Raw genomic sequence first — 14,360 nt, 5'->3', positions numbered from 1 at the left:
CTCCTGGGTTACGTAGGCTGAAGGGCGATACGAGAAACGCCTGACCCCAGAGGACACGGCGGGACGAAGGTAAACGCGACATCGCGTAGGGTATGTGGTGACATGATGGTTCCCTTACTTGTCGGCCTGTAAAAAATTACCATTCGATAGTGGCAGTGACCGTATCGGTATATGATCCTGCGCTGGGAGCCAGGACGGTCTGGTCTGATGGCTGGATGCGGGCATAAATCGGGATCAGTTGTGGATTTCCCGTCGCAACAATCGCAATCCCGGTGTTGCTAGCGAGCGGAATTTCTGCCGAGCGCGCTGGGTCGCTGTATAGGCGGTAAGGTACGTTATAGGTTCCTGTGCTCGGTGCGAGTGTGCGTAGCGACGTCGTGGCATTCGCCCCCGCGCCGATGTGTAATGACGCGGGGGTGCCAACAGAGCAATTGACTGTAATTCCACTGCCTCCGGTACTGGTAACCTGGCTGTCGATGGTGGTGGTCAGATCGGAGTAAGAGCCAAAATCGATGGTCCCCCATGTCGTGCCTGCGCTTCCTCCGTTATCGATCGTGCAGGCAGCGATAATCGTGAGTGTTACCGGAATCTGACCATCAATCGTCACACTGCTGGCAGTGGGGGATAAGCCGAATGTGGTGAATAGGGCGATCAGAATAGGTAATGTCAGGCGTTTAGAATTCATAATGATTCCTTTATCGGTATCTCACTGATTTTATCGACCGTGTTTTTACGAAAATGCATTGATTTACGTGCCAACTGCTCATCATAATTGACGATTACAAAATAAATCATAACGAGTAATGTTAATGAGTACGGAGATTTATATGGCGCGGATTAACCAGCAGGAAAAATACAGATGACAAACCTTTTTCCTGAATAGGTGAACCACTGATACAAAAAATCCGTATTGCTGAAGCATATATCTGCATTTTTTCAGTGCCTTATGTCGTTATAAACATGGGCGCGCTGTCCTGAAATTTGAATTATTTAGTGATATAAAGGCGATATAATTCTCGCTTTTTATTTCATGGTGATGAATAACGATTCACAGATAAAAATAACAGAAAGATTCCTCAGGATATATTCTGAACCACGCGCCCATGAAACGAAGAATCATCTATTTTATTAGATGACGTTATATTTCGTATAAATTACCTTGTTTATATAAAAAGCAGAACCAAAAAACGCTATTTAAGATAAAGATAGAAGTAGAGTGGTTGTTTAACAATATCACAAAATTGATATGTGTTAAAAAAGTCTAAGAGGTTGCTTTATTTATTTTTACTGGTTATTTGTTTTGTATTTTTATTTAATTTTGGTTTTATCTGCTTTTATATGGTTATTTTTTAAATAATAATAATATCCTTTTTGGTGTTATGGTTATTGGCTTTGCCAGAGAGAAATAGGGGCATAGGTGATTAAAAATCTTATTAATCATGACATTGCTGTTATTAAACAGAAACCGCGCGAGCCTCATCTTTGCAACCGCTGTCAGGTGAGTTTATCAGGGCGAGAAACTCAGGTAACCTACAGGGATAAAACGGTATATATCCTACCTATTTGAGCGACAGGTGCAGGATACCCCATGTACATGCAGCCTGAATTATAGAAATATACCCTCTATTCCATATACATAGCGGTGTGATATGCAAGTGTTGATAATGCGTCATGGTGATGCAGTACCGGATGCAGCGAGTGATGCTGTCCGGCCATTGAGCGACGGTGGTCGTGATGAATCTCGCCAGATGGCGTGTTGGTTGAACGAGCAACATATCGATATTGAGCGTGTGCTGGTCAGCCCTTATTTACGTGCTCAGCAAACGCTCGAGGTCGTAAAACAAGTGCTGCCGCTGCCGGAAGAAGCGGATTGCCTACATGAACTGACGCCTGGCGGCGACGCTCAACTTGTCGGTTATTACCTGCAAACGCTGGCGCGAGAAGGCGTTGGCGCAGTTCTGGTTGTTTCGCATCTGCCGCTGGTAGGCTATCTGGTGGCAGAATTATGTCGGAATGAAACGGCGCCAATGTTCGCTACGTCTGCCATCGCCTGTGTGGCGGTGGAAACTGAATCTGGTCATGGCGTTCTGCATTGGCAGGTTAGCCCATCACAATTGACAGAGAAACCCTGAACCGCTCAATCATACGGTGTGAAGCGTGTTGTCATGGCTTAACACGCTTTTTCGTCCTCGTGGCTACTCAAGTGAAGGCGCTTCCAATGCCACCAGCACCAGCAGTGCGGCATTCCCCCCAAATTCTTTCGGAGCCTGATGGAAAGCCAGTACATCAGGGTGTTGTGCCAGCCAAAGCGGCGTTTGTTGCTTAAGGATGTGTTTGCCGTGCCCGTGCATCACGCAGGCGCAGTAAACGTGCTCCCGACGGCAGGCCGCCAGCAGCGCACCTAGCTCCTGTTTCGCTTGAAGCTGCGTTAGGCCATGCAGATCCAAAAACAGTTCTGGCGCATAATCCCCACGCCGGAGTTTCTTCAATTCATAGTGGCTAGCGCCCGGACGGACATAGCGTGTCGGGCCTTCTGCATCCAACTGTGGCTGAAATTCATCCGAAAAATAGAAACTGGCATCAACCTGTTCCTGTAATACCCGTTTGGCGGGCAGTTCACTTATTTTTCTGCGCGGCGGTTGATAGGTATAGGTATCCTGACGCAACTTTTTTGTGCCAGTGATTGACGTACGAAAAAGCTGCAATTCGTCGTCATTCAGCGAATATTTATTACTCATCTTTCATTCACCTTGCGTCAACATGCGATCAGTTTACCTTGTCTCCTCGCTGTCGCTAAATAAAAGTCTGTATCGGAGCGCGTTCAGTCGGTTATATCTGCTGATTTGTCGCGGGCTTCATGGCAAACTAAGTGCCAATTTCCCATCCAGAACTGTCTGCGGAGGACACCCTTGGACAAAATTTTCGTTGATGAGGCCGTCAGTGAACTTCATACCATTCAGGATATGTTGCGCTGGGCTGTCAGCCGGTTTAACGCAGCCAATGTCTATTACGGTCACGGAACGGATAATCCCTGGGATGAAGCGATACAATTAGTACTACCTAGCCTGTATCTGCCGCTCGATATTCCTGAAGATATGTACACGTCCCGTTTGATTACCAGCGAACGGCAGCGCATTGTTGAACGTGTGATCCGCCGTGTGAATGAGCGTATCCCGGTCGCCTACCTGACCAACAAAGCGTGGTTTTGCGGCCTGGAGTTTTACGTTGATGAACGCGTGCTGGTGCCGCGTTCGCCTATCGGTGAACTGATCAATAACTATTTTGACGGGCAGTTGCCAACAGCGCCACACCATATTCTGGATCTGTGCACCGGCAGCGGCTGTATTGCGATTGCCTGCGCGCAGGCGTTCCCGGAAGCGGAAGTCGATGCGGTGGATATCTCCAGTGAGGCGCTGGCAGTCACCGAACAAAATATTCAGCAGCACGGTCTGGAATACCGTGTGACGCCAATCCGGTCTGACCTGTTCCGCGATTTACCGGCGATTCGCTATGATTTGATTGTGACCAATCCGCCGTATGTGGATGCAGAAGACATGTCCGATCTACCGCAGGAATTCCGTTTCGAGCCTGAATTGGGGCTGGCGGCGGGCAACGATGGTTTGGATCTGGTGCGTCGTATTCTGGCCTGCGCGCCAGACTACCTTAGCGACGACGGTGTGCTGATCTGCGAAGTGGGCAATAGCATGGTGCACCTGATCGATCACTATCCAGAGATACCATTCACTTGGTTAGAGTTTGATAACGGCGGCGACGGCGTGTTTATGCTAACTCGATCGCAGTTGGTTGATTGCAAAGATCATTTTAGCGTTTACCGTGATTAAACGGTCATAACAATATTCATCCGTCTTACCGCTTTACCAGACGGTAAGACAGAAACAGAACACATGTGAAGGAGTTGTGATGGCAGGCAACAGTATTGGGCAATTTTTCCGCGTCACTACGTTTGGTGAATCCCACGGGATTGCTCTCGGGTGTATTGTTGATGGTGTACCGCCGGGGATCCCGCTGACGGAAGCCGATCTACAGCACGATTTGGATCGCCGTCGCCCAGGAACATCCCGCTATACGACGCAGCGTCGTGAACCCGATCAGGTCAAGATTCTGTCTGGGGTTTTTGAGGGGGTGACAACCGGAACCAGCATTGGCTTGCTGATTGAGAACACCGATCAACGCTCTCAGGATTACAGCGCGATTAAAGATGTCTTTCGCCCCGGTCACGCTGACTACACCTATGAACAAAAATATGGCCTGCGCGATTATCGCGGCGGTGGCCGCTCTTCCGCGCGCGAAACCGCGATGCGTGTTGCGGCGGGGGCAATTGCGAAGAAATATTTGCAACAACAATACGGTGTGAAGGTGCGTGGCTATCTGTCGCAGATTGGCCATGTCACCTGCGAGCTGAAAGATTGGGAACAGGTTGAGCAAAACCCATTCTTTTGCCCGGATATCGACAAGCTGGAGGCGCTGGATGAACTGATGCGGGCGCTGAAAAAAGACGGCGACTCCATTGGCGCGAAGGTGAGTGTCGTGGCGGAGTCGGTGCCCGCCGGATTAGGTGAGCCGGTTTTTGACCGCCTGGATGCCGATCTGGCTCACGCGCTGATGAGCATCAACGCGGTGAAAGGCGTTGAAATCGGCGATGGCTTTGCGGTGGTCACCAAACGTGGCAGCGAAAACCGTGATGAAATCACGCCGGAAGGTTTCCAGAGCAACCATGCTGGCGGCATTCTAGGCGGGATCAGCAGCGGCCAGAACATCGTCGCGCATCTGGCGTTGAAACCGACATCCAGCATCATGGTGCCGGGGAAAACGATTAACCGTCAGGGCGAGGCGACTGAAATGGTGACGCGCGGGCGTCACGATCCGTGTGTCGGTATTCGCGCGGTGCCAATTGCCGAAGCCATGATGGCGATTGTGTTAATGGATCACCTGCTGCGCCAACGCGCACAGTGTGGGGATGTGAACAGTCAGGTTCCTCGCTGGTAAAACATAATGAAACAAGGGTTAATCGGGGTTCTCGCACTGGCGCTGAGTGTGCCGCTGTGGTCGAACGCTGCATGGGCGAAAACGCCCTGGCAGGAGATAACGCATCCGGTGGCGGGCGCGCCTCAGGCAATCGGGAGCTTTTCCAATGGCTGCATCATCGGTGCTCAGTCGTTGCCACTACAGTCGCTGGATTATCAAGTGATGCGAGTCGATCAGCGCCGTTATTTTGGACACCCCGACCTGCTGGCATTTATTCAACGCCTGAGCGCCGACGTTAAGCGCACAACCTCGGGTAATGTGCTGGTGGGGGATATGGGGATGCCTGTCGGTGGGCGTTTCAGTAGCGGCCACGCCAGTCACCAATCTGGGCTGGATGTAGATATCTGGCTGCAATTGCCCAGACAGCGCTGGAGCGAACAGCAGCTATTGAAACCGCAGCCTATCGATTTGGTTAACGCCAGCGGGCTTAATGTTAACTCACGCGTTTGGCGACCTGAGATCACCACCCTGATAAAAACCGCTGCGCTGGACAATGACGTGACGCGGATCTTCGTCAATCCAGCGATTAAAAAACAGCTTTGTGTTGAAGCCGGTCACGATCGTGACTGGTTGCGTAAAGTTCGTCCCTGGTTTGCGCACCGTGCGCACATGCATGTGCGTTTACGCTGCCCGGCAGACAGTCTGGAATGTCAGGAACAGAGCGAGCCGCCACTCGGCGATGGATGTGGTGCCGAGCTAACCAGTTGGTTCCAGCCGAAGCAGCCGAGTAGTGAAGCGCCAGAGAAAACTACGCCGCCGCCATTGCCTCCTTCTTGTCAGGCATTGCTCGACAGACATTTTGCCGCGAGATAACGAATAACGATGGATGGGTTAATTCTTGGGCCAGACATGCTGGCCGTGCTGTTTTGTGTCGGGGCGTTGGCCGGGTTTATTGATTCGATTGCGGGCGGTGGCGGTTTGTTGACGATCCCTGCCTTACTGGCCGCTGGGCTATCCCCCGCGCAGGCGCTGGCGACAAATAAACTTCAGGCTGTCGGCGGCTCCTTTTCTGCCAGCCTGTATTTTATCCGTCGCCGTGCGGTGAATCTCGGCGAGCAGAAGTTGGCTATTGCGTTGACGTTTCTCGGTTCGACCTTTGGAGCCTGGTTGATCCAGCAGATTCATGCTGATTTTCTGAGGCAGTTGTTGCCGTTGCTCATCATTGGCATCGGACTCTACTTTTTATTAACGCCCAAAATCGGCGATGAAGATCGGCAGCGTCGCCTGTCGCCGTTGCCGTTTGCGATGTTAGCAGGCGGCTGTGTCGGCTTTTATGACGGCTTCTTCGGCCCCGGTGCCGGGTCGTTCTATGCCTTGGCGTTTGTCACCCTGTATGGTTTCAATCTGGCAAAAGCGACGGCAAATGCCAAAATCCTGAACTTTACCTCCAATTTCGGCGGGCTGTTATTTTTCATTTTAGGCGGTCAGGTGGTCTGGATTGTCGGCGGTGTGATGCTGGCCGGGCAGATCTTAGGGGCGCGATTGGGTGCCAAAATGGTGATGACGAAAGGACAAAAGCTGATTCGTCCGATGCTGGTACTGGTTTCCGCCACCATGAGCGGCAAGCTGATTTATGACAACCACGGTCACGAGATCGCCGTCTGGCTGGGACAGTATTTATGATGGCAAGCTTATGATAACAAAAGATAACATGACAACAACGCATCACTATCAACAACTGGTTGATCTCTTTAATGATTGCTTTGGCGACGAATACAATACCCGTCTGGTAAAAGGTGATGATGAGCCGATTTATCTGCCAGCGGATAACGACATTCCGTATCACCGGATTGTGTTTGCTCACGGTTTTTATGCCAGCGCATTGCATGAAATTTCTCACTGGTGCATTGCTGGCGCCCAGCGGCGTTTGCTGGTTGATTTTGGCTACTGGTATTGCCCGGATGGCCGTGATGCGTCAACGCAAAGCCAGTTTGAGGGAGTGGAAATCAAGCCGCAGGCTTTCGACTGGCTGTTCTGCGTGGCCGCGGGTTTTCCATTTAACGTCAGTTGCGACAACCTGAACGGTGACTGCGAACCAGACCGTATTGATTTCCAACGCCGCGTGCATGCGCAGGTGATGCAGTATTTGGAAGAAGGGATCCCCGCCCGCCCGGCACGCTTTATTCGTGCATTACAATCGTTTTACAATACGCCACCGCTGACGGCGGCGAGCTTCCCGTATCCAGCCGATCTGTGATGAGTGGGAACAGCAAAAATTTGAGGATAAGAAATGATCGCAGAATTTGAAACGCGTATTCTGGCGCTGATTGATGACATGGTGGAGCATGCCAGCGATGATGAGCTTTTCGCTGGTGGCTATTTACGTGGTCATCTGACGGTGTCGGTCGCAGAAGCGGAAGAGAATGGGGAACACACGCTTGAAGCCCTGCATGTACGCGTTAGTGACAGCATTAATAACGCCATCAAAAACGGTGAACTGTCACCGCCGGATCAGGTGCTGGTTAACGGCATGTGGGAACGCTTGTTTCAGCAGGCACAAAATAGTACGCACTAGTCTAAATGGGTTCCGCTTAGCCGCACTCGTTGGTTATTGATGACCGCTCCCGCTCTCTGCCGCTGCATCCGATTTCTCAACCGGATGATGAAAAAATGATGCTGAAGTCGCGGTATCGGTGTGCAAAAGACAGTATCTATGAATAACCGCGATCTCACTGAACGTGAGATCGCTTTTTGTATGCCGTGGGATTAAGCGTGTCGCTCTGCCAGCCACTGACTCAGGCTTTCGGGCTGTTGTGCCCCATTCAGACGAGCCTGTTCTTCACCATTTATGAGCCATAGCAGGGTCGGTAGCGTTCTCACCGCCAGCTTCTCCGCCAGCGCAATATGATGGTCGGCATCCAGATAATGGCTCGACACATGCGCGAACTCTTCTTTATCCAGAATCGTTTCCAACTGACGGTAAAGGCCCTTACAGTGGACGCAACGCTCCGCGCCGACCAGCAGGAGCTGTGGCGCAGGTTGTACCGCCAGTTCAGACCAGCCTTCGGCAGTCAGCGGCGCGAAGCGCTCGCGATTGACAGCAAAGAGTTTCGGACTGCGCTTGAGGTCGTCGTTGTTGGTCGCGACACACAGCGCGTCGCCACTCTTTTTGTAAGGGCGCGTGCCGTCAATACGAACCACGCTGGCGAAGCCGGGGGCTGAGGCACCGGGCTGACGTAACCGCGTATTGTCGGGGGCGATCACGGGGGTTTCCTGGGGGCGCGGCAGTTGTGGCACCCATTCATAGGGGACGCGGTAAGCACGATACAGCCTGTTGGTGTTCACCGTCTTGCCCCAGTAGGGGGAAATAAACTCCCAGACAATCTCATGATCGACGGTAACTTCAAATAGCCGACCGTTGGCTCCCTCATTAATCAATGTATTGCCGTTCGGCAGGCGTTGGATATTACTGATGTACGGGCTATAAAAGCGGAAGGCGTCAGTCGGATGCGGGATACCTGCTTCATAGGGGGAATAGCGCCAGACAATATCCAGCGTCACCGGGTTGATTTCCAGCACGCGGGAATGGTCGCGCCAGGCGTTTTTTACCCCGTCGGCGGAGGCCGGATTAGGTGCACCGTAGCCAGCCCAACCCCCGTTATCAAACACCAGAATATTGCCCGCACCCGGTAAGCCAGCAGGGATCATATGGGCATGATGCTGGCCGATAATCCAGCCGATGTGCTTAAGTTCAGGCGTGTTGTAATTAGGGCCAAGTTGCCAGACGATATTGCCGCTCTGTTTGTCGATGATCGCGATGATATTGGATTCACGCGCATCCCAGATGATGTTATCGGGATGGAAACGGGTATCGCCTTGATCGAACCACGGATTGGGGCCGAGCGCTGACATGGAGTTGATATGCATCCAGTCGCCCATCCCGCCGCCGCTCTTACGCAGGTTAGGATTGTTGTACAGCGCAGTCTTTGCATCGTCGTCAAAGCCCAACTCATCGAAATGGTCGCTGCATCGCCATTCCCAGAGAATATTGCCCTGCCAGTCCACCTCGATGATAGTGTCATCCAGCAGCAACTTATCGCTGATGCGTTCATTATGCAGGTTGGTGTGCGCCAGCAGTAGCGTGTTGCCGCCAATCGACTGCGGTTCCTGTCCTGGTGCGTAATAGCCGACCGGATTGCCGCTGCGCTGATAATCATGATGGACGCGTGCCATCCATTCGGGCGGGAGATCGGGATCGGTGATGTGCTCATAGCGATTGAATTTCCAGACCACGTTGCCGTCCCAGTCAACCTGAATCAGATCGACCATATCCTGCATACCATAGCGTGAATCGCGCTCGCCGCTGTGCCCGAGAATGTAGCCGCCGGGCAGGATCTTATTGGGGAAGCCGTGCAGACCTTCCCACAGGCGTAATTCGGTGCCGTTCATATCCACCAGCACCGCACCGCGCTCCAGCGCCTGGAAGACAGTGTAGCCGCCCCAGGCCTTTTCCGGGTTATAAATCGTCGTGCCAGTGGGGTAGACGGAAGGGTGTCCCATAATGGTGCTCCAGTATTTATTGGTTCAGAGAAGAGGCCGCAGCCGTATTGGCAGGCTGCGTAAGCAAAACGAGCAGGTCGCTGCACTGCTGGTGGAAGGCATGGCTATCGCGCTGGCGCGGATGCGGCAGCGAAATTGTCGCAATCTGGCGGATACGTCCCGGTCGCGGAGCCAATACCACAACGCGATCGGCGAGGTAAACCGCTTCTTCGACGTCGTGAGTCACCAACAGCGTGGTGGTGCCTTCTGCCTGATGAATGCGGCGTAGCTCTTGCTGCATTTGTTGGCGAGTCAGAGCATCGAGTGCGCCAAATGGTTCATCGAGCATCAGGATGCGTGGGTTAGCGACAAGCCCGCGCGCGATGGCGACACGCTGCGCCATACCGCCAGAAAGTTGGGCGGGCAGGGCGTTGGCAAAATCCTGTAAATGCACGAGCTGAATAAAGTGATCGATCAAGCGGTTCCGCTCCTTGCCATCGATCGTCTCATTCGCCAATCCGAGCGCGATGTTTTGTCGCACGGTCAGCCACGGAAACAGACGCGGTTCCTGAAACACCATGCCGCGCTCACGCCCGATACCGCGCACGGTTTTTCCTTCCACCAGCACGCGTCCCTGATAATCGTTATCCAGACCGACCAGCATCCGCAGCAGTGTGGATTTGCCGCAGCCGCTGCTGCCGACGATCGCCACCAGTTCACCGCTGTGAATCGACAGCGAAAAATCCTCAATCACCGTCAGTGGCTCACCTTGTACACGAAACTGTTTACGCAGATGGTCGAACTGCACCACCGGAGGGGATACATCAAGGGGAGTGGATGTCATACGATTTCTCCTGCGGAACGCCAGCGCGTCATCCGCTGTTCCAGACCTAATCCGACGCGGTCGAGTACCGCGCCCGTTAATCCAATCAACAGCATGCCGCTGATAATCAGGGGCATATCCAGCAACTGTTGAGCATTGATCATCAGGCTGCCGATACCCGTGCCGGATGACATGAAATATTCCGCGCCGATGGTGCCAAGCCAGGCGTAAATCAGCGACAGGCGTAAACCAGCGAAGATCGCTGGTGCGGCTCCGGGCAAAATCAGTACCCGTAAGCGGGTTGAGAGACGGAGCTGTAACACCTGCGCGACTTCCTGTAGAGCCAGTGAACGCTGGTGGATACCGCGATGGCTGGCCACCAGCATCGGAAAGAAGGAAGCCAGCGCGACAAACGTGATTTTTCCGGCTTCATCGTTGCCGACCCAGGCGGTCAGCAGCGGTAGCCAGGCAAAGAGTACGATCTGGCGCAGCGTTGAAACGGTGGGCGTAAAGAGGGCGTGACTTGTGGCGTGCAGCCCCAGCAACACGCCCCCTACGAGGCCGACGATGATGCCGCAGAGTGCGCCGGCGAGCGCGCGGGTCAGGCTGGCTTGCATCGCGTCGATGAGCGAATCATCACGCACGCCTTGCAGCAGCGTGTGCCATACGTCGGCGGGATGGGGAAGCAGTGACGGATCGATCCAACCGAAGCGGCTAGCCTGCTGCCATAACAGCAAGAGCAAAAAGGGTAAAATCAGCGCCGATAAGCGGCGAGATGGCGTCGTGGTTAAACGGCTGAGTGGCGGGTGTGGCCAGAAAACCAGACGCTGTTCCAACTGGTTGATCAACCACTCCATGGTCAGCCCCGCCAGTCCGATGACGGCGATGCAGACAAACACGATATCTAGCTGAAACAACTGGCGTCCCCAAACGAGTAGATAGCCAATGCCTTGCGATGAGGCCAGCAGTTCGACCACGATCAGCGACACCCACGCTTGTGAGAGTGCCAATCGTAAACCGGTTAACCAGGTGGGGAGCGCGGCGGGAAGCGTTAATTTGATGAGACGCTGATACCATGACAGACGCAGGGTATGGGCGACTTCCTGTAGCGCATGCGGCACATTGCGCACACCGGTTTGCGTATGCAGCGTGACCGGAATAATCACCGCCTTGATGATCACCGCCAGCTTCAGTCCGTCATCAATGCCAAACAGCACCATAAACAGCGGGATCCAGCCTAGCGTCGGGATCTGCGCCAGTGCGTATACTGTCGGATGCAGAAGGTGTTCAGCGCGGCGTGATGCCCCCATGAGCGCACCGAGCAGCGTTCCTGCGAGTAAACCGGCCAGCAGGCCGTTCACTAACCGTTGCAGGCTGACGACAAGCTGCGGTAGGAGATCGTTATGCCAAAGCTCGACGGCGGTGCTGGCGACGACGCTAGGCGCTGGGAGAATCTGGCTTGGCATCCAGCCGTAGTAGGTGCTGATATACCACAGCGTCAGCACCACCAGCGGCACGACGAACGGATAAGCTCGTGCTATCGGCAGAGACGGCCAAACGATCACGGTCTTTTTCAGCAGTATCGACTTATTCATTTTATTCCAGAAAAGCATCACAGTTGGATGAATACGGAATAAAAAACAGGTTTAGACATTGAACGCCAATGCAATAAACCGATGGAGACCGTGCAATAAATGCATATGCGTGTCCTGAACCCGCCAGCGCTGATTTATGCTTTTTTCCGCAGAACAAACCCGTAAATGTTATTTAAACCGGATGCCGTCGGTTGGGTAGTTTTCATGGCAGATAAAACGGATTACTGAGGAAAACCGTATGCAACAACCATCAATCCCATTGATAGCTCACTCTTCCCGCTGGCGACGCGGGCTGTATCAGATAATTAGCATGGTGCTGATGGGCACTGCATTGACGGTATCGAGCGTGCAGGCAAACGACGCGGCTCCACAGGATGCGCAGAAACCGACGGAGATCCGTATTGGCTTGCCGGATCAAAGTGCGGGTAGCAAACCCTTTATTCGTGGGCCATTGGGTTTAGCGCATATCCGTCAGCGGTTGGAAAAAGAATTTGAGCCACAGGGCATCAAAATTCAGTGGTCGTTTTTTAAAGGCGCGGGGCCAGCGGTAAACGAGGCGCTGGCGAACAAGCAATTGGACGTCGTGTATCTGGGCGATCTGGCGGCGATTATTGGTCGTGCAGGCGGGCTGCCGACGCGAGTGCTGGTGGGGTCGCGCGGTTCTAACTCTTATCTGGCGGCGACACCAGAATCAGGTATTCAGCGCATTGAAGATTTACGCGGTAAGCGGATTGCGGTCTACAAAGGAACGGCCGATCAATTGTCGTTTGAGCGTGCGATTAAAAGCGTCGGATTAAGTGAACGCGATGTACGGGTGATCAATCTGGACTGGACGGCGGGCAAAGCCGCACTGGCGGCCAAGCGCGTGGATGCAGTATGGGGCGGCGTGTCTCTGCTGGCGTTGCGTAAACAGGGCATTAACATCGTCACCACCAGTCGGGCGCTGGGCTGGGCGAATACCACGCAGGCTGTCGTGCTGGCGACGCAGGATTTTATCGATCGCTATCCGGGCACGACGCAACAACTGGTGAACGTGCTGGTGGATAATGCACAGTGGATCGGTGATGCGCAGCACCTGCCGGAATACACGGCACTGATGTCTGGACAGAGCCAGATTCCGCAGACGATGTTTCAAGAGGAATTGAAGGCGGAAGATCTTCCGTTCCAAAGCTCGCCGCGTCTCGACCCGTTCCTGCTCAGCAGCTTGCAGAATAGTATCGAGCGGGCGAAAGCGGCGGGGCTTATTCGCAATACGTTCTCTGCCAGCGACTGGTTCGATGGCCAATTTACTGACCGGGCGCTGAAAGCCAAAGGGCTGGAGGCAAACTGGGCGGTGTATGATGCCAACGGTAATGCGGTGAAATAATCACACAGGCGCTCACTGCGTCGGCAGTGCCAGAGCCGGTGTGCACAATCGGTCTTGCGCCAGAATGGTTTCGATCATCAGTTCGGCCAGCGGCGGTAGCGCTCTTTGTAAGCAGGTGACAATGCCGAAACGGGTTTGCATGTGTCCCCATTCCGGTGGGGCATCCGTCAGCGTAATTTCCACCAGTTGATGGCTTCGTTGCCCCAACGCAAAGCTATCTTCGCTGGCGAAACTGATGGCCTGAGTATGCCGCAAGATACTGAAGACAGAATAAATATGATCGCACTGAATCTGAGGGCGATAGTCAGGCTGACGCGTCAGCGCCGCCAGAATTTTGCGCATGCCGACAGGCATGAAAGGGGAAGCAAGCGGAAAGCGCAACAGATCTTCCGGCGTCACGTTTACCTGCTGTGCTAGCGGGTGTGAGGCATGGCAGATAAAGAAACAGCGCTGCTGGCTTAAGGGCTGCACATGGAAGTTGGTTTCCATTTCGGCCTGCCAGGTATCCGCGACGATGAAAGGCCACTCGTCGGCTAGCAGTCGTTCACGCAGAGACTGCCAGTTATCCACACTGTAGGAGATTCTGGCGCGCGAACGTAGCGTATGGAACTGTGCGACCGCTTTAGGTATCAGCGTGGTAGACGGCGCGGGGCCGCAGCCAAACGTGAGTTCGCCTTCCTGCGCCTCGCTGATTTGCCGCATGTCGGTCATTAGCTCCCAGGAAAGCTCCTGCATGCGCCGCGCAAATGGCAGCAGCGTATTGCCCTGCCATGTCAGCGCGAAGCGTCGACTCTGACGGTCGATAAGCGGATGTCCCATCGTTTGTTCCAGCGCCTGAATGCTGCGGCTGAATGCCGATTGCGAAAGACAGACGGCTTCCGCCGCCTGAACAAAACTCCCATGTTCGGCCAGCGCAAGAAAATTGCGTAATTGCCGTAAATCCAGATGCATAGTGCCGCTACCTACCGTATCGATTTTCCCCACTTTTTAGGCGGAGGGGGGCTGACAACGCAATGAACAAAAAGTCATAAGTTATAGCGAATCGATTGCT

At 53.6% G+C, this 14,360-nt stretch carries 14 protein-coding genes; 8 read left to right on the top strand and 6 right to left on the bottom strand.

Annotated features, from left to right (window positions below; all coding sequences use genetic code 11):
- Nucleotides 1-136 precede the first annotated feature (136 nt).
- Nucleotides 137-685, bottom strand: coding sequence for a Csu type fimbrial protein (locus OI69_RS02960; RefSeq protein ID WP_039345973.1), 549 nt, complete (start codon nucleotides 683-685; stop codon nucleotides 137-139).
- A 964-nt stretch (nucleotides 686-1,649) separates the two neighbouring features.
- Here OI69_RS02960 and sixA point away from each other — a divergent pair.
- Nucleotides 1,650-2,132: a phosphohistidine phosphatase SixA gene (gene sixA / locus OI69_RS02955; protein ID WP_039345970.1), complete on the top strand. Its 483-nt coding sequence runs from the start codon at nucleotides 1,650-1,652 to the stop codon at nucleotides 2,130-2,132.
- 63 nt (nucleotides 2,133-2,195) lie between these two features.
- Here the strand turns inward: sixA and smrB are convergent, their stop codons facing one another.
- Nucleotides 2,196-2,738: an endonuclease SmrB gene (gene smrB / locus OI69_RS02950; protein ID WP_039345968.1), complete on the bottom strand. Its 543-nt coding sequence runs from the start codon at nucleotides 2,736-2,738 to the stop codon at nucleotides 2,196-2,198.
- Nucleotides 2,739-2,909: 171 nt separating this feature from the next.
- Here smrB and prmB point away from each other — a divergent pair, with 171 nt between their 5' ends.
- The 6 genes from prmB to OI69_RS02920 all read left to right on the top strand — a co-directional run bounded on the left by prmB (nucleotide 2,910) and on the right by OI69_RS02920 (nucleotide 7,561).
- Complete coding sequence (prmB, locus tag OI69_RS02945; protein WP_039345966.1) at nucleotides 2,910-3,842, top strand: 50S ribosomal protein L3 N(5)-glutamine methyltransferase; 933 nt, start codon at nucleotides 2,910-2,912, stop codon at nucleotides 3,840-3,842.
- 79 nt (nucleotides 3,843-3,921) lie between these two features.
- Complete coding sequence (gene aroC / locus OI69_RS02940; protein ID WP_039345964.1) at nucleotides 3,922-5,007, top strand: chorismate synthase; 1,086 nt, start codon at nucleotides 3,922-3,924, stop codon at nucleotides 5,005-5,007.
- Between the two features lie 6 nt (nucleotides 5,008-5,013).
- Nucleotides 5,014-5,859, top strand: a complete 846-nt coding sequence (gene mepA / locus OI69_RS02935; RefSeq protein WP_039345963.1) for a penicillin-insensitive murein endopeptidase — start codon at nucleotides 5,014-5,016, stop codon at nucleotides 5,857-5,859.
- Nucleotides 5,860-5,868: 9 nt separating this feature from the next.
- Nucleotides 5,869-6,669 carry a sulfite exporter TauE/SafE family protein gene (locus OI69_RS02930; protein WP_039345961.1) on the top strand — a complete coding sequence of 267 codons (801 nt, stop codon included), beginning with the start codon at nucleotides 5,869-5,871 and terminating at the stop codon, nucleotides 6,667-6,669.
- A 28-nt stretch (nucleotides 6,670-6,697) separates the two neighbouring features.
- Entirely contained in the window at nucleotides 6,698-7,243 is a 546-nt protein-coding gene (locus tag OI69_RS02925) for an elongation factor P hydroxylase (RefSeq protein WP_039346229.1), read from the top strand.
- A 33-nt stretch (nucleotides 7,244-7,276) separates the two neighbouring features.
- Nucleotides 7,277-7,561 carry a YfcL family protein gene (locus OI69_RS02920; RefSeq protein WP_010285074.1) on the top strand — a complete coding sequence of 95 codons (285 nt, stop codon included), beginning with the start codon at nucleotides 7,277-7,279 and terminating at the stop codon, nucleotides 7,559-7,561.
- 191 nt (nucleotides 7,562-7,752) lie between these two features.
- Here the strand turns inward: OI69_RS02920 and OI69_RS02915 are convergent, their stop codons facing one another.
- Genes OI69_RS02915 through OI69_RS02905 form a run of 3 tightly spaced genes read right to left on the bottom strand, consistent with a single transcriptional unit; the run spans nucleotide 7,753 to nucleotide 11,943 of the window.
- Entirely contained in the window at nucleotides 7,753-9,546 is a 1,794-nt protein-coding gene (locus OI69_RS02915; RefSeq protein ID WP_039345959.1) for an aryl-sulfate sulfotransferase, read from the bottom strand.
- A gap of 16 nt (nucleotides 9,547-9,562) precedes the next feature.
- Nucleotides 9,563-10,369 carry an ABC transporter ATP-binding protein gene (locus OI69_RS02910; protein ID WP_039345957.1) on the bottom strand — a complete coding sequence of 269 codons (807 nt, stop codon included), beginning with the start codon at nucleotides 10,367-10,369 and terminating at the stop codon, nucleotides 9,563-9,565.
- A complete protein-coding gene (locus OI69_RS02905) occupies nucleotides 10,366-11,943 on the bottom strand; it encodes an ABC transporter permease (protein ID WP_039345955.1) in 1,578 nt (525 codons plus the stop codon). The genes OI69_RS02910 and OI69_RS02905 overlap by 4 nt, the downstream gene beginning before the upstream one ends.
- Before the next feature lie 238 nt (nucleotides 11,944-12,181).
- On the opposite strand from OI69_RS02905, the gene OI69_RS02900 reads away from it, so the two are divergent.
- A complete protein-coding gene (locus OI69_RS02900) occupies nucleotides 12,182-13,309 on the top strand; it encodes an ABC transporter substrate-binding protein (RefSeq protein ID WP_039345952.1) in 1,128 nt (375 codons plus the stop codon).
- Nucleotides 13,310-13,321: 12 nt separating this feature from the next.
- Here OI69_RS02900 and OI69_RS02895 read toward each other — a convergent pair whose 3' ends face one another.
- On the bottom strand, nucleotides 13,322-14,260 hold the full coding sequence (locus OI69_RS02895) for a LysR family transcriptional regulator (protein WP_039345950.1): 939 nt from the start codon (nucleotides 14,258-14,260) through the stop codon (nucleotides 13,322-13,324).
- Nucleotides 14,261-14,360 lie beyond the last annotated feature (100 nt).

Source organism: Pectobacterium fontis, from assembly GCF_000803215.1.
Classification (GTDB): domain Bacteria; phylum Pseudomonadota; class Gammaproteobacteria; order Enterobacterales; family Enterobacteriaceae; genus Pectobacterium; species Pectobacterium fontis.
This window is presented reverse-complemented; position numbering and strand designations above follow the sequence as displayed.

Coding starts and splice junctions, on each gene's coding strand:
- OI69_RS02960 (WP_039345973.1), bottom strand. CDS start 685: ATGAATTCTAAACGCCTGACATTACCTATTCTGATCGCCCTATTCACC.
- sixA (WP_039345970.1), top strand. CDS start 1,650: ATGCAAGTGTTGATAATGCGTCATGGTGATGCAGTACCGGATGCAGCG.
- smrB (WP_039345968.1), bottom strand. CDS start 2,738: ATGAGTAATAAATATTCGCTGAATGACGACGAATTGCAGCTTTTTCGT.
- aroC (WP_039345964.1), top strand. CDS start 3,922: ATGGCAGGCAACAGTATTGGGCAATTTTTCCGCGTCACTACGTTTGGT.
- mepA (WP_039345963.1), top strand. CDS start 5,014: ATGAAACAAGGGTTAATCGGGGTTCTCGCACTGGCGCTGAGTGTGCCG.
- OI69_RS02930 (WP_039345961.1), top strand. CDS start 5,869: ATGGATGGGTTAATTCTTGGGCCAGACATGCTGGCCGTGCTGTTTTGT.
- OI69_RS02925 (WP_039346229.1), top strand. CDS start 6,698: ATGACAACAACGCATCACTATCAACAACTGGTTGATCTCTTTAATGAT.
- OI69_RS02920 (WP_010285074.1), top strand. CDS start 7,277: ATGATCGCAGAATTTGAAACGCGTATTCTGGCGCTGATTGATGACATG.
- OI69_RS02915 (WP_039345959.1), bottom strand. CDS start 9,546: ATGGGACACCCTTCCGTCTACCCCACTGGCACGACGATTTATAACCCG.
- OI69_RS02910 (WP_039345957.1), bottom strand. CDS start 10,369: ATGACATCCACTCCCCTTGATGTATCCCCTCCGGTGGTGCAGTTCGAC.
- OI69_RS02905 (WP_039345955.1), bottom strand. CDS start 11,943: ATGAATAAGTCGATACTGCTGAAAAAGACCGTGATCGTTTGGCCGTCT.
- OI69_RS02900 (WP_039345952.1), top strand. CDS start 12,182: ATGCAACAACCATCAATCCCATTGATAGCTCACTCTTCCCGCTGGCGA.
- OI69_RS02895 (WP_039345950.1), bottom strand. CDS start 14,260: ATGCATCTGGATTTACGGCAATTACGCAATTTTCTTGCGCTGGCCGAA.